This window comes from Cernens ardua (assembly GCF_051251085.1).
Lineage (GTDB): Bacteria > Pseudomonadota > Gammaproteobacteria > Pseudomonadales > Halomonadaceae > Cernens > Cernens ardua.
Genome location: NZ_JBPCZH010000001.1, coordinates 667,516 through 688,158 on the forward strand (window position 1 = coordinate 667,516; position 20,643 = coordinate 688,158).

The 20,643-nt window shown below is 50.5% G+C and carries 22 protein-coding genes; 7 read left to right on the forward strand and 15 right to left on the reverse strand.

The annotated features are described in order from the left end of the window. Nucleotides 1–302 precede the first annotated feature (302 nt). The 3 genes from LMG33818_RS02960 to LMG33818_RS02970 all read left to right on the forward strand — a co-directional run bounded on the left by LMG33818_RS02960 (nucleotide 303) and on the right by LMG33818_RS02970 (nucleotide 2,645). Complete coding sequence (locus LMG33818_RS02960) at nucleotides 303–761, forward strand: YraN family protein (protein ID WP_442321855.1); 459 nt, start codon at nucleotides 303–305, stop codon at nucleotides 759–761. A 421-nt stretch (nucleotides 762–1,182) separates the two neighbouring features. Next, nucleotides 1,183–1,776: a phosphoheptose isomerase gene (locus LMG33818_RS02965; protein ID WP_442321856.1), complete on the forward strand. Its 594-nt coding sequence runs from the start codon at nucleotides 1,183–1,185 to the stop codon at nucleotides 1,774–1,776. A gap of 287 nt (nucleotides 1,777–2,063) precedes the next feature. Continuing rightward, complete coding sequence (locus tag LMG33818_RS02970; protein WP_442321857.1) at nucleotides 2,064–2,645, forward strand: BON domain-containing protein; 582 nt, start codon at nucleotides 2,064–2,066, stop codon at nucleotides 2,643–2,645. A 391-nt stretch (nucleotides 2,646–3,036) separates the two neighbouring features. On the opposite strand, the gene LMG33818_RS02975 is transcribed toward LMG33818_RS02970, so the two are convergent. The 5 genes from LMG33818_RS02975 to zapE all read right to left on the reverse strand — a co-directional run bounded on the left by LMG33818_RS02975 (nucleotide 3,037) and on the right by zapE (nucleotide 6,828). Beyond that, on the reverse strand, nucleotides 3,037–3,486 hold the full coding sequence (locus LMG33818_RS02975; protein ID WP_442321858.1) for a ClpXP protease specificity-enhancing factor: 450 nt from the start codon (nucleotides 3,484–3,486) through the stop codon (nucleotides 3,037–3,039). Between the two features lie 190 nt (nucleotides 3,487–3,676). After that, nucleotides 3,677–4,309: a glutathione S-transferase N-terminal domain-containing protein gene (locus LMG33818_RS02980; protein ID WP_442321859.1), complete on the reverse strand. Its 633-nt coding sequence runs from the start codon at nucleotides 4,307–4,309 to the stop codon at nucleotides 3,677–3,679. Nucleotides 4,310–4,499: 190 nt separating this feature from the next. Beyond that, nucleotides 4,500–4,886 carry a 30S ribosomal protein S9 gene (gene rpsI / locus LMG33818_RS02985; protein ID WP_442321860.1) on the reverse strand — a complete coding sequence of 129 codons (387 nt, stop codon included), beginning with the start codon at nucleotides 4,884–4,886 and terminating at the stop codon, nucleotides 4,500–4,502. 15 nt (nucleotides 4,887–4,901) lie between these two features. Then, a complete protein-coding gene (gene rplM / locus LMG33818_RS02990; RefSeq protein WP_442321861.1) occupies nucleotides 4,902–5,330 on the reverse strand; it encodes a 50S ribosomal protein L13 in 429 nt (142 codons plus the stop codon). A 322-nt stretch (nucleotides 5,331–5,652) separates the two neighbouring features. Then, complete coding sequence (gene zapE, locus LMG33818_RS02995; protein ID WP_442321862.1) at nucleotides 5,653–6,828, reverse strand: cell division protein ZapE; 1,176 nt, start codon at nucleotides 6,826–6,828, stop codon at nucleotides 5,653–5,655. A gap of 512 nt (nucleotides 6,829–7,340) precedes the next feature. Here zapE and LMG33818_RS03000 point away from each other — a divergent pair. Then, nucleotides 7,341–7,802, forward strand: a complete 462-nt coding sequence (locus LMG33818_RS03000) for a ZapG family protein (RefSeq protein ID WP_442321863.1) — start codon at nucleotides 7,341–7,343, stop codon at nucleotides 7,800–7,802. A gap of 339 nt (nucleotides 7,803–8,141) precedes the next feature. Here the strand turns inward: LMG33818_RS03000 and LMG33818_RS03005 are convergent, their stop codons facing one another. Further along, nucleotides 8,142–8,900: a Nif3-like dinuclear metal center hexameric protein gene (locus LMG33818_RS03005; RefSeq protein ID WP_442321864.1), complete on the reverse strand. Its 759-nt coding sequence runs from the start codon at nucleotides 8,898–8,900 to the stop codon at nucleotides 8,142–8,144. A gap of 225 nt (nucleotides 8,901–9,125) precedes the next feature. On the opposite strand from LMG33818_RS03005, the gene LMG33818_RS03010 reads away from it, so the two are divergent. Continuing rightward, nucleotides 9,126–10,667 carry a S1C family serine protease gene (locus tag LMG33818_RS03010; RefSeq protein ID WP_442321865.1) on the forward strand — a complete coding sequence of 514 codons (1,542 nt, stop codon included), beginning with the start codon at nucleotides 9,126–9,128 and terminating at the stop codon, nucleotides 10,665–10,667. 177 nt (nucleotides 10,668–10,844) lie between these two features. On the opposite strand, the gene hisD is transcribed toward LMG33818_RS03010, so the two are convergent. The 9 genes from hisD to LMG33818_RS03055 all read right to left on the reverse strand — a co-directional run bounded on the left by hisD (nucleotide 10,845) and on the right by LMG33818_RS03055 (nucleotide 18,371). Next, complete coding sequence (hisD, locus tag LMG33818_RS03015; RefSeq protein WP_442321866.1) at nucleotides 10,845–12,167, reverse strand: histidinol dehydrogenase; 1,323 nt, start codon at nucleotides 12,165–12,167, stop codon at nucleotides 10,845–10,847. Next, entirely contained in the window at nucleotides 12,164–12,820 is a 657-nt protein-coding gene (gene hisG / locus LMG33818_RS03020) for an ATP phosphoribosyltransferase (RefSeq protein WP_442321867.1), read from the reverse strand. Before hisG ends, hisD begins: the two co-directional genes overlap by 4 nt. A gap of 46 nt (nucleotides 12,821–12,866) precedes the next feature. Then, nucleotides 12,867–14,126 (reverse strand): UDP-N-acetylglucosamine 1-carboxyvinyltransferase, encoded by a 1,260-nt coding sequence (murA, locus tag LMG33818_RS03025; protein ID WP_442321868.1) that lies wholly within the window; start codon nucleotides 14,124–14,126, stop codon nucleotides 12,867–12,869. Nucleotides 14,127–14,208: 82 nt separating this feature from the next. After that, entirely contained in the window at nucleotides 14,209–14,448 is a 240-nt protein-coding gene (locus LMG33818_RS03030) for a BolA family protein (protein ID WP_442321869.1), read from the reverse strand. Between the two features lie 624 nt (nucleotides 14,449–15,072). Then, complete coding sequence (locus LMG33818_RS03035; RefSeq protein WP_442321870.1) at nucleotides 15,073–15,423, reverse strand: STAS domain-containing protein; 351 nt, start codon at nucleotides 15,421–15,423, stop codon at nucleotides 15,073–15,075. Next, nucleotides 15,416–16,069 (reverse strand): MlaC/ttg2D family ABC transporter substrate-binding protein, encoded by a 654-nt coding sequence (locus LMG33818_RS03040; protein WP_442321871.1) that lies wholly within the window; start codon nucleotides 16,067–16,069, stop codon nucleotides 15,416–15,418. The genes LMG33818_RS03035 and LMG33818_RS03040 overlap by 8 nt, the downstream gene beginning before the upstream one ends. Nucleotides 16,070–16,294: 225 nt before the next feature. Beyond that, nucleotides 16,295–16,783 (reverse strand): outer membrane lipid asymmetry maintenance protein MlaD, encoded by a 489-nt coding sequence (gene mlaD, locus LMG33818_RS03045; protein ID WP_442322174.1) that lies wholly within the window; start codon nucleotides 16,781–16,783, stop codon nucleotides 16,295–16,297. Continuing rightward, nucleotides 16,783–17,562: a lipid asymmetry maintenance ABC transporter permease subunit MlaE gene (mlaE, locus tag LMG33818_RS03050; protein WP_442321872.1), complete on the reverse strand. Its 780-nt coding sequence runs from the start codon at nucleotides 17,560–17,562 to the stop codon at nucleotides 16,783–16,785. The genes mlaD and mlaE overlap by 1 nt, the downstream gene beginning before the upstream one ends. Beyond that, nucleotides 17,559–18,371, reverse strand: a complete 813-nt coding sequence (locus tag LMG33818_RS03055; protein ID WP_442321873.1) for an ATP-binding cassette domain-containing protein — start codon at nucleotides 18,369–18,371, stop codon at nucleotides 17,559–17,561. Before LMG33818_RS03055 ends, mlaE begins: the two co-directional genes overlap by 4 nt. A 395-nt stretch (nucleotides 18,372–18,766) precedes the next feature. Between LMG33818_RS03055 and LMG33818_RS03060 the strand changes: the two genes are divergently transcribed. Together LMG33818_RS03060 and LMG33818_RS03065 are read left to right on the forward strand one after the other, a co-directional pair. Continuing rightward, a complete protein-coding gene (locus tag LMG33818_RS03060) occupies nucleotides 18,767–19,762 on the forward strand; it encodes a KpsF/GutQ family sugar-phosphate isomerase (RefSeq protein WP_442321874.1) in 996 nt (331 codons plus the stop codon). A gap of 182 nt (nucleotides 19,763–19,944) precedes the next feature. Continuing rightward, nucleotides 19,945–20,565 carry a KdsC family phosphatase gene (locus tag LMG33818_RS03065; protein ID WP_442321875.1) on the forward strand — a complete coding sequence of 207 codons (621 nt, stop codon included), beginning with the start codon at nucleotides 19,945–19,947 and terminating at the stop codon, nucleotides 20,563–20,565. The last annotated feature ends 78 nt before the right edge of the window (nucleotides 20,566–20,643 follow it).

Here is a 20,643-nt window from a genome sequence, read left to right on the forward strand (position 1 = left end):
CGATGCCTCACTGAAAGGCAAGTAGATCGTAAAAGGTCAGCAAATAGTCACAAACAGTAAATAATCACAGGCAGTAAATAGCAAAAAGGAGCGTTCTATCGCCATGGGGTATAGGTCGGTAGAACGCTCTTTTTGAATGCATTACCTGAACACTGAGTGAAAAACGTTTTTACAGGTTTGGCTACAAAACCGGATGCTCGAATCAGAGTGTAACGAAAAAGTTTTAGAGCCAATGCTTTACGGTAAAATTCTTGATGAGTGCGCAAACACCTTCTGATACGTCACCGCAGGATCACACTCCAATGCAATACCCTGCTGAGCATATCCTTTCAGCCAATACCGTTAAAACAGCACGATCACCGTATGCACGGTCTTGCCTGTCGCAGCAGGGAACATCCATACAGCCCGTCAGAATCGGACGCCAGATAGAAGAAAGGGCTGTCGAGATTTTAAAAGCCAGAGGATGGAGGGAAGTCGCCCGCAACTATTGTATTCGGGGCGGTGAAATTGACCTGATCATGCGCCATGAAGATACACTGGTATTCGTCGAAGTACGCTACCGAAAGAACTCACGGCACGGTAGTGCTGCCGAATCAATTACGCTGACCAAGCGTAGACGAATCATCAGGGCCGCCCAACATTTCATGGCAAATCAGGTAGGGAGTGATATCGCGGCACGCTTTGATGTCATCGCATTTTCCGGTTTAACTCAACAGAATATGGCGTGTGAATGGATACCCAACGCCTTCGACTGTTTTTGATGAATGCCATGGCGATTCAAACAGACTGCACCGGCTACAAGTCGCCGACGTTAGCCCTCATTGACTCCCCTATTATGTTCTTCCCTTGTATCCACAGGATTATTCTGCGACGAGTTGGAATCTTCATCGTGATGCTGGCGAGATCATCATTAACTGGCAAGCATTGGGGAGAATGAACTTTATGGTTACCATCGTTACTAATATGACTAACATGTGGGTGTTAGCGATACCCGGATGGCGACTGACACCTGGCTATTAACGTTGCTTCCAGGCCTGTTGAGCAGATTAAGCACATCCGAGCCAAGGCATTTTTTACCGAGCTCTGGTAAAGTGTAAGGATAAAATTCAAAATCACAGAAGTCAGCTGGCAGAATGCCCGGACACTTTTGTGCCCCACGCTCTCACGAGATTAAGAGACACCATGGATCTGCAATCCCGAATCATTGATCAGTTCAACGCCAGTATTGATACCAAAACCTACTCCAGTGAGGTTTTACCTGCTTATATCGAACAGGCAAGCCTGAAAATGGTCCAATGCCTTATCAATGATGGCAAGATACTCTCCTGCGGCAATGGTGGCAGTGCAGGAGATGCACAGCATTTTTCCTCCGAGCTGCTGAATCGCTTTGAACGGGAACGCCCCGGCCTACCCGCCATGGCACTCACAACAGACACATCAACGCTGACCTCGATCGCCAATGATTACAGCTACAATGATGTGTTTTCCAAGCAGATCAGAGCACTGGGGCAACCCGGGGATATTCTTCTGGCCATTTCGACCAGCGGCAATTCCTCCAACGTCATTCAGGCCATTCAGGCAGCTCATGACCGTGAAATGAGTGTCATTGCCCTTACCGGACGCGACGGCGGCGATATGGCATCACTGCTGAGTCAGGATGATTGCGAGATTTGTGTGCCCTCCACATCTACTGCGCGTATTCAGGAAGTTCATTTGCTGGTTATTCACTGCCTATGTGACATGATCGACTTCCAACTTTTCGGTGAAATGGAATAAAAGAGGTAACCTCTTGCATCATGTTGCGTGCAAGCTGGAAGGAGATGTGTCATCTTGCTATATATCTACATTCGGTTAATCATCACAACGGATGCATCTGATAATGTGATAAACCCTGAGCTTTCAATGGCAGCCAGCTATTGATAATGTTCAAACCATGAGTAGCATCAAAGCGTCTGATTGATTCATCGCTTTCGATCAAGTCGGATAACCAGGATTGTCCAACACTGAAGACAGGTCAGACACAGATTGAACATTTCGTATCGACAGAAGAGTGAGTGATTCCAGTGAGTTCAAAGCATTACACCAAAGGTCTGTTAGTTGCATTTACGTTGGCAACAGCCGCACTTGCCGGTTGTAGCACCAATGCCACCACCAACCAAAACCAGAGCGCACAAGCCTCTTCAAACCTGATGCGGAGCTCTCAGCAAAAGGTGAATGACGGTCGATTGGCATCAGACATTTACAACCAGTTCATGCAGCAACCCATCGCTTCTGAATCACATGTCAATGTTTCCACCTGGAACGGCTATATCCTGCTCACCGGCCAGGTCCCCAGCCAATCGCTGAAGGACGCCCTCCAAAGAATTGCTGAAAATACGCAGGGCCACACCCACATTTACAATGCGGTAACTGTCAGCGTTAATACATCCCATTGGCGTAGAATGGAAGATACATGGCTGACCACCCGTGTAAAATCAGCCGTCACGCTTAGTGGGGACCGCTGCTTCATCCTGACGGAAAACGGTATTGTCTACCTCATGGGAATTGTGCACTCCTATGAAGCATCAACAGCCGTGCGTCAGGCGGCCAATATCTCTGGTGTCAAAGGCGTCGTTAACGCTTTCCAGATTGTCGATCAAGACTAACAACGACTCGAAGCTGACAACAGCCTGCCCAGTCATGGATTTTGTGTCTGGTTGAACATTTGCTACCCGCTAAAAAAAGGCGAAGCCACTGACGGCTTCGCCTTTTTTCGTATCACATGGCATCGAGTGACCTTTCGCATGCCATTGGCACCTCATGACTCATTCGTGTGCACCCATTTTACGAACTACTCAACATCGGTACCTTTGCCCGGATACGCTTACTCATCAGCCGGCCACTTGCTCCCAGAAAGCTACTTGCTCTCAGATGGTCGCTCACTCGCGGAAGCTCACTTACCAGCATAGTGAATGCCATGAAGCCCGGGGATGCCTGCACTGAATGCAGGAATGCATGCACGACTCCACATACATATAGCATGTGCAAGCAGCAGCGTTACTTAACGACGCGAAGAGAAGGCTTCTTCTTCGGTTTGGGTCGATCATCACCATCATCGTCGGGAGTGGTTGACCGAGTATCAGGAACACTTTCCAGTTTTGCCCCCTCCTCTTCGTCTACTTCAGGCTCAGGGAGTACAGGCTCCTGCCCAAAGGCCATACCCGCACCGGTTTCACGAGAGTAGATCGCCATCAATGCTTCAATGGGAACCCACACCTCCATTGCTTCACCGCTGAAACGTGCATTGAAGCTCACCATATCGTTTTCAATACGGAAATCCCGTACGGCAGTAGGAGCTACATTCAATACAATCTGCCCATTCTGTACGAACTGCGTCGGTACAACGACGTGTTCAATGGTGGCGTCAACAACGATATAAGGCGTCTGGTCATTATCCAAAAGCCATTCGTAAAGTGCACGGGAGAGATAGGGACGACTAGAGCGCATAATGATGAACTCCTGCAAGTAAACCCTGAATAATCAGGACATCAGATCAAAAAGAGCTGAAAGGTGACAAGGTTGGCGAGGCAGCACACTTCAATCAGTCAGAAAGATTGAATGGAAAGAGAGCCTTCACACGAATAAAAGAATATTCAGGGGGTTGACCCAACGCCAACACCCCGGAATTTGCCAGACTTCAGCGACGAAGCTCGCGTTCGGATTCCAGAAGAGAATCACGGAAGGAATCACGATTAAAGAGTCGATCCATATAAGCAGACAATGGCTTGATTTGCTTTTCAGGCAAATCAACACCCAGACTGGGCAGACGCCAAAGAATCGGACCTACACAGCAATCCACCAGTGAAAACTCTTCATTCATGAAGAACGGCATATCTTCAAAGATGGGCGCTATACCAATAAAGCTTTCACGCAGGCTTTTACGCGCCTGTTCGGTATCTTTCTTGGTCGCAGTACCTGACACAATCGTATCAACCAACGGAGCCCATTCGCGTTCGACACGATACATCCAGAGACGGCTCTGAGCGCGGGCTACCGGGTAAACGGGCAATAAGGGAGGATGAGGAAAACGCTCATCAAGATACTCCATCATTACCTTGGATTCATATAAAACAAGATCGCGATCAATCAGGGTAGGAACACCGTTATATGGATTCTGATCAATCAGCTCTTCGGGATGATTATCTTCATCCACTTCGATGACATCGACAGACACGCCTTTCTCGGCGAGGACGATGCGCACACGATGACTGTAGTGGTCATCACGGCCTGAATAGAAAGTCATCGAAGACCGCTTGGCTACAACTCCCATGGAACACTCCTTGATCTATGCGAGGAAAGATAATACCACGACCACCCACAACTTGGGTGAGCAATTGGCATAATTTTCATACAGAATTTCGCATGATCCGTAATTCGACAAAAAAATACCCGACCTTTCGTGAAAAGCCGGGTATGGGCAAGGCGCAATAGAGCGCCCTGCTGCACTGATTCGAAGAGAATCAGCGTTTGGAGAACTGAGGACGACGACGTGCTTTGCGCAGACCGACCTTTTTACGTTCAACCTTACGAGCATCACGAGTCACATAACCCGCAGCACGCAGAGGAGAACGAAGTTCTTCATTGTAGCTGATCAATGCACGGGTGATACCGTGACGGATCGCGCCGGCCTGGGCAGAACCACCACCACCGGAAACAGTGACATTGATGTCGAACTGTTCGGTAGTCTGGGTCAATTCCAGAGGCTGGCGAACAACCAGACGTGCGGTAGGACGACCAAAATAGGTGTCCAGCTCACGCTGGTTAACAGTGATTTTACCTGTGCCCGGCTTGATGAATACACGAGCAGTAGAGGTTTTGCGACGACCGGTTCCGTAATACTGTGCCATTAGCTTGTCCCTTGATTAGATATTCAGTTCTTTGGGCTGCTGTGCAGTATGCGGATGCTCTGCGCCAGCATAGACACGAAGCTTCTTGTGCATTGCACGACCCAACGGGCCTTTCGGCAGCATGCCTTTGACAGCAATTTCGATAACGCGCTCAGGCGCATGGTCGATCAATTGCTCAAAAGACATGGAACGTAGACCACCGGGATAGCCAGTGTGACGATAGTACTGCTTGTCGGAAGTCTTGTTACCAGTAACACGAACCTTGTCAGCGTTGATGACGACGATGTAGTCACCGGTATCAACGTGAGGGGTGTATTCGGGCTTGTGCTTGCCGCGCAGACGACGAGCGAGCTCAGTGGCAAGACGGCCAAGAGTCTTGTTGGTAGCGTCTACAACGTACCAATCGCGCTGAACGGACTGCGGTTTGGCGCTGAACGTTTTCATGGTAAATACCTTTATTGGGCATGATGACCGAAGCCAAACGATGCCTTCCCTATTTTTCTTGGTTGTTCGCCCTATTTTTTGTCTTTATCCGTAAATCCTTCAAGCCCGATAACACAGAAAATGCAGCGAAACGGACATGGTAAATTACAGCATGGTAAATTACAGATAGTACAAAAAGGTGAACAACAGTTAAGCGAGCGCGTATTGTACAGCAGATCCACAAAATAGCAAATATCCTGCTGTCATTAAGTACTCAGATACAATTAAGAAACTAATAATCGTAAAAACCAATAATCGGCAGAATGAAACATGTGGAAAAACACTATGGCCGATGAGGGAGTTTCAGAAATTCCTTTGATGACATTTCATCCAAACGCGATAATGTACGTTCAAATTCAAAGGCAAGATCGTTTCCCTTGTAGAGTGCTGAGAGCGGCGTTGCCATGCTCATGATTAGCTTGACTGCCCTGTCATAAAACTCATCCACCAGGCCAATAAAGCGGCGCGCCTGATCATCCATCCCTTCATTAAACTGTGGGACATGGGATATCAGTACCATATGAAAGCGGCGTGAGAGCTCAATATAGTCGTTCTGACTACGGGGCCCGTCACAAAGCGCCTCGAACTCGAACCAGACTACCCCGTCACTGATTTCATGCGCAGGGAATGAGCGCCCATTAACGTTAACCTGTTGATTGAGTTGCCCTTTTTTACCCGCCATATCAGCAAAGATACTCGCCAGTGTTTGCTCAGCCTGTTCGTTGGCAGGCGTCACAAAGGTGTCAACATGTTCCAGCGTCCTATGCCTGTAATCCACACCGGAATCTACATTGACCACCTCACAGTGGCGTACGATCAGATCAATGGCGGGCAGGAAACGCGCCCGTTGCAGGCCGTTTTCATACAGATACTGCGGCTCGATATTTGAAGTGGCAACCAACACCACACCCTCGGCAAACAATGCCTCAAGCAGATTGGCCAGTATCATGGCATCAGCGATATCCTTGACATAAAACTCGTCAAAGCAGATCACACGTGCTTCGCGGGCAAACTGCCCAGCGACCAGTTTCAATGGATCCTTTTGCCCCTTGTGATGCTCCAGCTCTTTATGGACACGCTGCATGAAACGGTTGAAATGAATGCGTAGCTTGTCATCAAAAGGGAGTGAATCATGGAAATTATCCACCAGATACGTTTTACCACGCCCCACCCCACCCCAGAAGTAGAGTCCTCGAACAGTGGGAACAAGCGCTGCCGGAGGGGTATCCTCCTCTTTCTTCCGACCAAATAATCCCTTCAAGCCTTTTTTAGTGGGTGCTACCGGGTGTGGTTTGAGCTGTTCACGCGGGGTAGAGACAAGTTTATCGTAAAGACGTTGCAGATGTTTGACCGCTTTTTCCTGCGCTTCATCATGCTGGAACCCTTCTTTTTTCAGGTCCTGCTGATAACGTGCCCAAGGGGATGCGGGTGAGGTGTCGGAAGAAGTAAAAGTACTCACGGTCGCTCTCGAATGCTCGATTCAAATAAGATAAAAACTACATCAGTGTTTAAAATGACCCATTCCACTTGTTTCTAGCTTAACACTCCCGCAAGTGGACTGACATAATCCTTTATTCTGCTTCAGTGAACAGTTGGGTTGATACGCTCATATGAAAGTCGATACATACATGTCATGGGTCAACATGCCTATCTTCAGTAGCCCCCCTGCTTTGCAAGCCAATCATAACGCCTTGTTTATATTGATGGCGGGGATGACCAACAGGCTTTACGCCCTTTTCACAAAGCCAGTATACTTAAAGCGTCCTGGAGCTTAAGGCGCTCAACCCTTGAAAGCCGAGGAATAGGCGCTGTAGTGCTGCAGTCGCACCAGGAAAGCATTCTGATGAACTTATACTGGTGCGGCACAGCCTCAGCAACACAGGTTCCACGCGACAATTTTGATATGATGATATCCATGCGGCGATATCCACCAGAAGATAACGACGCGACGTATTTTCACCAGGAGTGACAATGAGCAACAGCATTTGGATCACAGGCCTGATTTGCCTGATAATTGGTCTCATCATCGGCGTGATCGTTGGACGTCTTAAACCTGCCAAAAACAGTGCGGGGAAAGCCAACAACACAGCAGGACAACACACCGAGCTAAGCCAGCTCCACGAGCAGGTGGAAAATCACTTCGCGCAAATCACACGCATTGCCAGTGAGCTGCAAAGCTGCACAACATCATTAAACCGTACGCTGGAAGAAGATGCAGGGCATCTGATCAAGGATGAAAGCATCAAACGCCGGCTATCAGTGTTGGCGGGATCGCGCAGCGCAGAAGAAGTCGCGGATGAAGAAGCCGCTTCATTGAGTGCTCCACGTGACTATGCCGAGGAAAAAGGAACGTTAACGGAAGGCTTTGGTATTCATAAGAGTACAGAGACGCCAGAAAGCGAACCTGTGAAGGCTGACCGCCCACGCTATTAAGGGGATGGGGCAAGTCATATCGGCAGCGACATATACGAATATCGCCCTGAACTGGCCGCATACATATGTTTGCGGCCAGTGTTGTTTCTTGTATCCTTCATTGCGATTGCTCGCTTGAGGTACGCGGAAATAAAAAGCGCCAAATGGCCATCAATAGCCATCTATTACTTTAGAGAGAGAGGAAACATCGCCGCAAGGCAAATGTACAATTGTCACAGCTCACCGTTAACCGCTCACAATTCATACATGACAGTTCATACCCGGCAGTCCATACCAGACAGTACGTACTGATCGTTCATGCCAAACGCTTCCCCCATGATGCACGCCATCCCCTTTTCCTCAAACAGGGTTGGGAATATCTACAAAGCGGTGTTCGATATCGAAGTGTTCAGCCAACCAATCCCCCAATGCGTGAATACCATCGCGTTCGGTCGCATGATGCCCCGCCGAGAAATAGCTGATACCCAATTCATGGGCAATATGGGGCGTTCGCTCTGATATTTCTCCTGAAACAAAGGCATCTGCTCCGCCCTTGTAGGCTTCTTCGAGCATGTCCTGCGCGGCACCAGTGCACCACGCGATACGTTTTAATGGGCGGTCGTGCCCTTGAATCGCCAGTGGCTGTCGTTCAAGCCGGGAGGCGATATGTTCCGCAAAGGCCTGATGATTCATCGCTTCATCTGCATCGCCAATATAGAGCAACCCCTGCCCCAATGGTGCATCCAAGGCCTTATCGACCTTCCATCCCATACGCTTGCCCAATAATGCATTGTTGCCTAACTCAGTGTGGGCATCCAGGGGTAAATGCCAGGCCACCAAATTGATATCATGCTTCAGCAGGGTCGCAATTCGGCGCTGCTTCATCCCGGTTATTTCTACCGGCTCGTTCTTCCAGAAATAACCATGATGCACCAGCAACATATCAGCGCCCCACGCAACGGCTTCCTCAATCAAGGCTTGCGATGCGGTAACACCCGTCATCACACGACTAACATTCTGTGCCCCTTCAACCTGCAACCCGTTTACAGTAAAGTCCTTGAAACGTGATGCATGCAGTTTTTCCGCCATCGCATCAATGAGCAAATTACGCTTTTCCATCTTGTCTGACCTGATCTCTTGAGTGAACGGGTGGAAATGCTGATCTTATCGCGCACAGAAGTGTAATAACAGGCAATTAGCCTACTGCCCATTTTTCATAGAGAGGTAATCCAGGCTTCCATATACATTTTTTGGCGTCAATCATACCGGACACCTACCATGAGCTGTTACCATGATAGAACTCTATAACATTCAATGACAGAAGGACCCGCAGGGGGCATCAGTATGCGCAAATTATTGGGAGGAATTCTCTGGCCTGTTCTGTGTGGCATACTACTCGCTGTCGTTGTTCTTCAGTACTTGCCTCAATTTATTGGCAGGAAAGCAGCAGCCCCTGCTCACTCATCTGAACAAAGTGTCGTGAAGCGCGATAGTTACGCAGATGCAGTAGCCCGGGCCGCACCCGCGGTGGTTACCGTTTCGTCCTTGCGCACCTTGTCGGGGCAGGCACCAAAGTCGCCATTGAATAATGACCCTATTTATCAACCCAGCCGGAATGATAACAACGGTGAGAATGATCAAAATCAACTCGCCCCTACTCAGCCAATGAGTCATCAGGTCATCAACCAACAGCCTGGCAATGTGCCGGTGCCCGTTGCGCAATTGAACAACGATCAGGCTAACACTAATCCCACCACGGATAATGAAAAAAGCAGTAGGCAAGCAATACTCTCCCCCTCAACTCAGGACGAGGGCACCAACAGATCAAACGGCACAGAAGGTACAGAACCAGGCAGTGAGCAGCTGATCAATCTTGGGTCCGGTGTCATTGTCTCGCATTCCGGCTACATTCTGACCAACAATCATGTCATTCGTTCGGCAGACCAGATAGTGGTCACACTGGCCGATGGCCGGATGACAGACGCAAAATTGGTAGGCTCCGACAATGAGACAGATCTAGCCGTATTGAAAATCAATCTAAGCCATCTTCCTACCGTGAAATTTGCGGATAATTACGAAGTGCGCCCCGGTGATATCGCCATGGCGATCGGAAATCCTTTTAACATCGGGCAAAGCGTCACGATGGGTATCGTGAGTGCAGTAGGACGTGCTCGCTTCGGTGTCAGCCCCTATGAAGACTTTATTCAAACAGATGCCTCTATCAATCCCGGAAATTCGGGCGGTGCATTGATCGATGCCGACGGGCGGCTCATTGGTATCAATACCGCCATTTTCTCCCGCACAGTGGGTTCGCAGGGGATTGGTTTCGCCATCCCTATCCATATTGCCCGCCGGGTGCTGGACATGATAATTCGTTATGGTCATGTCGAGCGCGGCTATTTGGGTATCGATGCAACCCAGCGAAGCAACCTGTCCCTGCCGCTGGCTTCCATTCAAGCCCCCAATTATCTAGTGGTGGGCAGTGTAGCGGGGCCTGCAGAACAAGCGGGTGTCAAACAGGGGGACGTTATTCTTGCCATCAATGGCGTCCCCCTGCTCAATCCGTATGCGGCACTGAATGAAATCGCCAATTTGCAGCCGGGCAGCATCATTACAATGACACTCTTGCGTGGGCATGAACACATCCAGGTCAATATCCGTGTAGGTGTCCGCCCCCCGAATCTCACCAGCATTACCCCTACCCCTGTTCTGACCAATAAGCAAGGCACAGGGGAAGCACAATCAACGGGTCAGGAAACCAGTAACCAGCCGCAAGGATCAAGCGAATTACAGCAACCCTCGTTTGAACAACAGAGCGATCCTTCCGTTAATGGCTCGGATAATTCAGCAGGTAATACACAGAGCTATCCAGGCTTGCCAAATTAATTGTTCAGTATTTGAGAGAACCGTGCACCCTATGGGTGTATGCAATTTCGACGGCTGTAATGGTTTGTAGAGTTCTATTCGTTTCTGAAAAAACAAAGGAAAAATACAAAAAAACCGGCGCCTTTTAAGGATGCCGGTTTCCATGGCGATGATTACTCAGCGCTATTGATGTAACGACTACTTTTTCAGGCGATTCTCGGCTGCACGTGCATGAGCAGTCAACGACTCACCTCGAGCCAGTACCGAAGCTGTCTGGCCCAGTGTGTGCGCCCCTTCTGCTGAGCACTGAATAATCGAAGAGCGCTTCTGGAAATCATAGACCCCAAGAGGCGATGAAAAACGTGCCGTGCCAGACGTGGGAAGAACATGGTTTGGCCCTGCACAATAGTCCCCCAGGACCTCAGCGGTATAGCGACCCATAAAGATAGCGCCCGCATTGTGTACCTGCGGCAACAAAGCATCAGGATTCTCAACAGAAAGCTCAAGGTGCTCCGGTGCGATACGATTGACTATCGCCAATGCTTCCTCGACATCCCTGACCTTGATCAACGCGCCACGCTGGGACAGTGATTCGGCAATGATGCTGGCACGTTCCATTGTCGGAAGTTGACGGCGGATACTCGCTTCAACCGCATCCAAATGATCGTCATCCCAACTCAGCAGAATGGCTTGTGCCTGTTCATCGTGCTCTGCCTGTGAGAACAGGTCCATCGCCAACCAATCCACATCGGTCGTACCGTCGGACACCACCAGAATTTCGGAAGGCCCAGCGATCATATCGATCCCCACCTGTCCAAACACCGCGCGCTTGGCCGTCGCCACATAAATATTGCCCGGCCCAACAATTTTATCAACGCGTGGAATACTTTCCGTACCATATGCCAGTGCAGCGACGGCCTGAGCGCCACCGATGGTAAACATACGGTCAACACCCGCCACATGCGCCGCACCCAATACCATCTGGTTGACTACACCGCCCGGGGTCGGAACCACGGTGATGATTTCCTTGACGCCGGCGACGCGTGCCGGCATCACATCCATCAATACGGAAGAAGGATAGGCCGCCTTACCACCTGGGACGTAGACGCCTACTTTTTCAAGAGGTGTCACTTTCTGGCCCAGCACCGTGCCATCTGCCTCGGTGTATTGCCATGATTCACCGAGCTGATGCTCGTGATAACTACGGATACGCTCCGCAGCGACCTTGAGCGCCTCTTTTTCTTTTTCAGGCAGAGACGCATAAGCTTTTTCAAGCGCAGCAGCATCGAGCGTCAATTCATCAACCGAAGACACTTTCAGGTGATCGAACCGTTCGGTATAGCGAATAACGGCGGCGTCTTTCTCATGCCGAACAGCATGGATAATGTCATTGACTTGCCCCTGAACGTCCTGACTTGAAACGCTTTCCCAGGCAAGCAGGCCACTCAAACGATCATTAAAATCCGCTGACTCGGTTGATAACCGGGCAATGGAAAAGTTTTCCACTCCGTTTTCGCTCATGATAATTCCCCTACCGTCTCCTGATAATTAACCGCTTCCCTTAAACGTTCAACAATGGGTCGGATCTCCGCATGACGAATGGTCATGGCAGCCTTATTGACCACCAGACGCGTCGTAATCGGTGCAATGAGCTCTCGGGGTTCCATACCGTTCGCCCTGAGTGTATTGCCCGTATCGACGATGTCGACGATCTCATCTGCCAGATTCATCAGCGGTGCAAGCTCCATGGCGCCATACAATTTGATGACTTCGGCCTGAATTCCCATCGATGCGTAATACCGTTTGGCGATAGCGGGAAACTTGGTCGCGACTCTACGGCGTGCGCGCGTCGGATGTTGCCCCACAATACCGGCAGTCATCAAACGGCAGGCAGCAATGCGCAGATCCAATGGCTCATACAAGCCCTTGGCACCGCTCTCCATCAGGACATCCTTACCTGCAATGCCCAAATCAGCAGCGCCCAATTGGACGTAGGTAGGTACATCCGTGGCACGAATAACAATAATCTTGACGTTCTCAACCGTGGTATCGAAGAGAAGCTTGCGACTGTCACTCACGGATTCGGTCGGCTCGATACCGGCCCTTGCCAGCAGAGGCAACGTATCCTTGAGAATACGTCCTTTCGACAGCGCGATAATCAATGGCTTGCTCATGTAATCACTTCTTCTGGCGCAGCTGGATGAATGGGAAGACGTAACCTTAGCCGTGGGCACGGCGAACGTCGCCACCCAGAGACTGGAATTTTTGCTCGATGCACTCGTAGCCACGATCAACGTGATAGATACGATCAACGACCGTTTCACCCGAAGCAGTCAAGCCGGCAATAATCAGACTGGCGGAAGCACGCAGGTCAGTCGCCATCACTGGCGCACCAGAAAGACATTCTACCCCTTCAATAAGTGCCGTATTACCTTCCAGCGCAATGTGCGCGCCCATACGGTTAAGCTCCTGCACATGCATGAAGCGGTTTTCGAAGATCGTTTCGATCACCCGGGAGCTGCCTTCAGCCACGGCATTCATGGCTACGAACTGAGCCTGCATATCCGTCGGAAACGCCGGATACGGTGCTGTACGCAGGTTAACCGCCTTCGGTCGACGCCCTTCCATATCCAGGTGAATGGTATCGTCTGTTACCCGAATGACGGCACCCGCCTCTTCCAGCTTGGCAATAACGGCTTCCAGTGTATCGGCACGGGTCTTGTGGATGGTAATACTACCCCGCGTTGCAGCAGCGGCAACAAGGAAAGTACCCGTTTCGATTCGATCAGGCATGATTTCATGTTCACACCCATGCAAGGCATCCACACCATCAATCGTAATGGTACTGGTACCATGACCAGTGATTTTAGCCCCCATTGCCAATAGGCACTCCGCCAGATCAACCACTTCCGGCTCGCGAGCCGCATTTTCCAAAACGGTGCGACCTTTCGCCAACGTGGCGGCCATCAGCAGATTTTCCGTACCAGTGACGGTGACCACATCCATCATGAAGTGCGCGCCATGCAAGCCATTTGGGGCGGTGGCATGCACATAACCATTTTCAACAGTAACCTCTGCCCCCATGGCCTCAAGACCACGAAGATGCAAATCAACCGGGCGACTACCAATAGCGCAACCACCGGGAAGGGATACATCGGCACTCCCATAGTGCGCCAGCAAGGGGCCCAGTACCAGAATCGAGGCTCTCATCTTCTTGACGAGGTCATAGGGTGCCTGACAATGACTGACCGCTCCCCCTAACTCAGCGCTTTTTTCACCCACTTTTTCGTAATTGATCCCCATGCTGGACAGCAATTCCAGAGAGGTCGTGATATCGCGCAATAAAGGCAGGTTATGTAGCGTGATGCGGTCTTTGGTCAGCAGGGTAGCTGCCAGAATGGGGAGTGCTGAATTCTTGGCACCAGACGCTGAAATTTCACCCTTGAGCGGAACACCGCCCGAGATAATCAATTTATCCATTACTTTTCCGATTGCTTGCCGAGCGATTGCATCAACGCCATGAATCCTTCAGCGCCGCCGATGCTATTCCGGCACGCATATATTAGTTATTGGAGGCCCACTGGGACGGCGTATATGTGCGAATACTGATAGCATGCAAGGCACCGCTCGCTATTTCGTCGCTGAGTGCTGAGTAGATGAGTTGCTGACGTTTTACCGGTGACAAACCCTCGAAATGCTCACTAATGGCAGTCACCTGAAAGTTACAGCCTTCGCCCTGAATATGAAATTCACAATCATCCAAATGGGACTCGAGTTTAGCCTTGACGTCCTCGGGTTGCATACCAAATCTCCAATAACACGGTCAGCGTGTGTGAATAAAAACCACTTGGCGAACATAATACGGCACGAAAGCCCTTTACCCCTCGGGCACGAAGCTTCATTCCGTGCGGGGCTCGTCCGCTCTGTCCTGTTTGCCAAAACAGGCTCGTATTTTCCAATGGGGGCTTGACGGCAGCGATGCTCAGCCGACTTCCCGCAAAGGGAAAAACGGGCTCAATACCACGTTTTGACCCTGATAACAGGAAGAGAGCACTACGACCTTATTCACACCACATAAAAAACTTTGCCTATCATAAACGACCCACCGTCGAACCGAAAGCAGCAGTGTTGTTTCAACACCTTTCATCGTCTAAAAAAGATCCACCCCTTCACAGGCAGGGGGATCAAACGAAACAAGGGCTACCCCTTCTACAGGAAGCAGCCCTTGCTTTACAACGGTATGGTCAGGTCAACTCAGTGTGAACAATGACATCTGGAATGGCGCCATCCAGACGGTCCATCTATCGCAACCTACTCCTCACTATAACGCCCCTTCACACAACAGGATATGAACAAAAATGTGCCACAATGCCGGCCTCATGTTCACTCATGTCGAATGACAGTTGCCACAAGACGTCGAGGCTCATTATGCACTGGCTTTGTCGACCATCGCGGTGTTGAACGCGGGAATAACCGTCAAACCGGCAATCTTGACCAGTTCGCGCAAGTGATCCGAGAGCATAATGTGTTTCACTTGAATGCCCTGACGATCAGCAAAGCGAAGCCACTCAAGCAACACACACAAAACCCCACTATTGGATGATTCGATATTGGAAACATCAATATCAATGACCGTCGGCTTGTGCGACTGAAGCCAGTGAATGCCGGCCTCACATAACGTCGTTGCATTATTGAAGCCCGGCTGTCCAGTAATACGAAGCGTATTCCCCTCAGCCAACAAGCCGACCTGTGCATCATCCAGAAGTCGATCAGCCATTGTTGCTGCCGTTACTCTGCTGAATTTTATTCACGGCAGAGCTGGTATCCCAGTTATCGATCACCTGATCGAAGTTGTGGTTATGAGAACGCATGGCTGAATCGAACTGATTTCGGAAGGTCAATCCCAGGTTGATACCGTTCACAATCACATTAATGACTTTCCACTGTCCATTGCGTTGCAACAAAGTGAAGTCGATAGGATAGGTCTGACCGTTGGCAGTCCGAACATTAACGGAAACGCCTGTTTCGTTGGCATAGCGCTGTTGCTGAGCCGCATTGCCTACTTCGATTCCATCATAGTTGATACTGAGCAAGCCTTGAGTCAGCGTATCCAGTGTTGAGTTCTGGAAAACCTGAGCGAAATGCTGGCGCTGTTCAGGCGTGGCAAAACGATAGTAACGCCCCATGACCATGGCAGAAATATAGGGGAAATCCGCGATAGGTGTCAGGTTTTTCGCCAGTAGCGCACGCAACTCCTGAGGATGCTGCTTGAACTGAGCCGCCCGACCATGTGTTTCCTGCTGCAACTGATTGATTTGCTGAGTCACAAACTGGGAAGCCTGTTCATCAGCATTGGCAGTCGCTGTAAAGGAAAGCGCCAACGCAACACCCACGGCAGAGCAATATTTGGTTAGTCGATTCATACATACCTCCTGAGGTCGTCCTGCATTTCACTCTCCTGCACTCACGGTATAAAACCTCCATACCGGGTCTGCCTTCGCTTTGCCAACACGATTTTCGCGTAATCCGCAACGTGGGTCAGGAGGGCCAATTGGCCTTACATCCCCTACTGCTGGCGATACACTTAATACGAGTAAACCTGGCCGGGTGAAGAAAGAGTGGTAAATAGTCTCATGGTGAACAGGCTATCAGTTGCTACTGCCTGAAGCCCCTTTGTTACTTCCCATATTCGACATGAACTGCTGGATAAGGCTATTGAGTGAGAGCGCATCCTGAGTATCGCGAATAGTACCGCCGTTTTGCAGCATTTGCGATGACGCTCCAGTCGTCAGCCCCACATATTGCTCACCCAACAGGCCTGACGTCTGCACAGCGGCAGTACTGTCATCACTCAGTTTGTTCTTGAGGGTGTCGGAAATCTGCATGGTGACCCTTGCATCCAGCCACTTGGGATCCAGAGTGATGGACTCAACCTTACCCACTGTTACTCCAGACATGGTGACTCGCGCATTGGGTTTCAACCCTCCGATATCACCAAATTCAGCATACACCGTGTAGCTGCCTTCCGATGCCGAGGGTGTCAGACCACTAACCTGCAGCCCCAACCATACCAGCCCCAGAAAGCCAATAATTACAAAAATGCCTACACCACACTCCAGCCAATGGCTACGCTTCATCATGAACCTCCAAACATCAGTGCGGTGAGCACAAAATCAAGCCCCAGTACCGCCAGTGAACCATAAACAACCGTACGCGTAGTCGCACGGGAAATCCCTTCGGAGGTTGGTACCAGATCATACCCCTGAAAGACTGCAATCCAGGTCACCACCAGGCCGAATACGAAACATTTCAACACGCCATTCATGACATCATGCATGAACTGAACGTTGGACTGCATGTTGCCCCAGTAATCACCGGCATAAACACCGAGCCACTTCACGCCGACCAGGTAACCGCCATAGATACCCACTACCGCAAAGAGGACGCCCAGAATCGGCATGGAGCACAACCCTGCCCACAGGCGGGGGGCAATCACACGACGCAGAGGATCAACACCGATCATTTCCATACTGGAAAGCTGTTCGGTGGCCTTCATCAGTCCTATTTCTGCCGTCAATGCTGAACCGGCACGCCCCGCAAACAGCAGCGCAGCAACCACGGGCGCCAATTCCCTGAGGAGCGCCAGAGAAACCATCTGCCCCAATGCCGAATCGGCGCCATAATTCACCAGAATCATGTACCCCTGCAAGGCCAGCACCATACCGATGAAGAGCCCCGATACCACAATAATGGGGAGTGAAAGAACCCCTACAAAATGCATCTGGGCAACCCAGAGCCGAAACCCCTTCCAGCTGGGAACCCCCAGGAAAGAACGCACAAGAAGGATGGCCGAACGCCCGATCGCCGCGATCACCTCAATGGTTTTGCGGCCAATGCTGGAAAGCCAATCAATCATGACCTGGCCTCCCTACCCAATAAGTCTTCAATATAAGGAATTGCCGGATAATTGAAAGGCACCGGGCCATCCGGTTTACCATGCACGAACTGACTGACTTTGGGGTCATTCGAATGGCGCAGTTCATCAGGCGTTCCGGCTGCCATGATTTCACCGTCTGCGATCAGGTAGACATGATCCGCAATATCCAGCGTCTCGTTAATATCATGAGACACCAGAACCGAGGTCATGTTCAGTGCGGTATTCAGCTCCTTGATAAGCTTGACCAGCACACCTTTCGTGATAGGGTCCTGCCCGACAAAAGGCTCATCATACATGATCAGCGCTGGATCCAGCACGATCGCACGGGCAAGCGCCACACGGCGTGTCATTCCACCAGAAAGTTCGGAGGGCATCAGATCTCGTGCACCTCTCAGCCCTACGGATTCCAGTTTGATCAGCACCTGATCACGGATCATCTCTTCCGGCATATTGGTATGTACCCGCAGCGGGAACGCAACATTCTCATACACGGAGAGATCGGTAAAAAGCGCGCCGCTCTGGAACAGCATTCCCATGTCTCGGCGTAACGTAAACAACGCCTTGCGCGAAAGTGCATGGACATTTTCACCGTTCACCGTCACTGTACCGGTATCAGGTACCAGCTGCCCGCTGATCAACTTCAACAGCGTCGTTTTGCCGGTACCACTGGGCCCCATAATAGCCGTGACCTTGCCCCGCTCAACGTCAAGGGTAATATCCTTGAAGATAGCGCGAGCACCACGGTGAAAGCTGAGCTGCTTTACTTCGATCAAGTTTGGGCGCGTCATGCCACTCCCAATTCATTAGGTCAGGATTTGCTCAGGAGCAAATTCCGGAAATTTGATAAAGGTGTAGCTACCAAAGCGAGTGTCATTGCCCCATCCGGGAGATCTGGAGGGTCGAAAACAGCTGACTTTTAGAGTGCTACAAAAAATAAAAGATTAACGAACGATGTATTTTAACACAATATTGTAGACTTGGTTGTGATTGCGTTATTGACCACAGAAAGACGTAGCTCAGTAGCTTGGGCAGAGGCTCCGGGCGAGGGATCATTTCCATCGTTTTCACGATATTCACTCATTGAGGATGACATTCAAGCCTCAAAATTCCACAATTGTTCCCAATATACACAACCGCAACTATTACTTGATGACTTGCACCGCTCGGGAGAAAATCACGTTCCATGAATCAACCACTCGATTTCGACTTCTGCAGCAGTGCGCGGCAAACACTGGCACTTGAGCGCGATACCATTGATGCTCTGATCCCGCGTGTGGATCGCGCATTCACGCGCGCATGCCAATTGATCCTTCAACAGACCGATGATGAATTCAATGGCCGTGTGGTTGTCACCGGTATCGGTAAATCCGGCCATATCGCGCGAAAACTTTCGGCCACATTGGCGAGTACCGGTAGTCCATCCTTTTTTCTTCATCCTGCTGAAGCGAGCCATGGCGACCTCGGCATGATTACAGACAAGGATGTGGTATTGGCACTTTCCCATTCGGGTGAAACCGTCGAGATAGCGGCGTTACTGCCCATGCTGAAACGCAAGGGCGTCAAAATCATTGCGATGACAGGTAACCTTTATTCAACGTTGGCAAAGCACGCCGATGTTGTGTTGGATGTTGAAGTCAGAAAAGAAGCGTGCCCGTTGAATCTGGCCCCCACCGCTTCCACCACCGCAGCACTCGCCATGGGAGATGCATTGGCTATTGCCCTATTGGAAGCCCGTGGATTCAATGCTCAGGATTTTGCGCTGTCTCATCCCGGTGGGATGCTTGGACGGCGCCTTCTGCTGACGGTCAATGATGTGATGCGCAAAGGAGATGCCATTCCTCGGGTATCACCAGAAGACTCTGTTCGCGTGACACTCTTTGAGATCACGACCAAAGGACTGGGATTCGCCACCATCGTGGATGACAGGCAACATTTACTGGGGCTTTATACTGACGGTGATTTGCGACGAACACTGGATAGAAATCTTGAGCTGGATACTACCCTTATTGTTGATGTCATGAGCCATACGCCGATCACGGTGCCCCCCAAAATGCTGGCAGCTGAGGCGTTACGGATCATGGAACAACGACGAATTACCGCACTGGCAGTCGTTGATAATGAAGGACGCCTTGTGGGCGCACTCAAGTTGCAGGATCTTCTCAATCGGAATGTAGTGTGACGTTGACTCCTGTTTGCATCGGCCCTGCATAATCTGACTTGCCATGGCAAAGGTAGACCAGCCATCAGCCGTATTGCACTGCAGGATCTACAACCGGTATCAGGCGTACGCTTTTTTGCAAGCGTACGCTCCGTCTTTTAACACACATTACTTCTCATAACACGTTCCAAGGATGCGCACTCATGCCCTCTTTCGCACACACAACACCTACACTGAATGAACGTATGCAGGGCATACGCCTGCTCGCATTGGATGTAGACGGTGTATTGACTGACGGTGCCATCAGTTACGCCGCGTCATTACCGCCCCATGACACTTCGTCAACGGGCACGGGAAACGAAACCTTGATGCGTGAACTGAAATCCTTCAATGTTCAGGACGGTCTCGGTATTCGCCTCCTCCAGCAATATGGTATTGAGGTAGCCATTATTACCGGGCGGCGTTCTCCCATGGTCGAGCAGCGCGCCAGAGAATTGGGTATCACTCGGCTTTTTCAGGGCCGAAATGACAAATTGGCTGCGTTAAACGAGCTCGCCGAGGAGTGCTCGCTTCCTCTGGTAAAAATAGCTTATTGCGGTGATGACCTGCCGGATCTTGGCGCTATTCAGGCCGCGGGGCTGGGAGCGAGTGTTGCCAATGCCCCTGATTACATTCGGGTTCATGCCAATATCGTGACTGAAAAACGCGGTGGCGAAGGTGCTGTGCGGGAGCTGGCCGATTTGATTCTTCAGGCACAGGGGCATTGGGATAGCGTACTTGCACAATTTATTACACAGGCAAAGCCCAACTGTGCCGCCGGATGACGTATAATTCTTTTTTCGAAAGGGAACTAGTTTCCTGAATGGGCACTCGAATGCTCGGTATGTCGAGATACTCATATG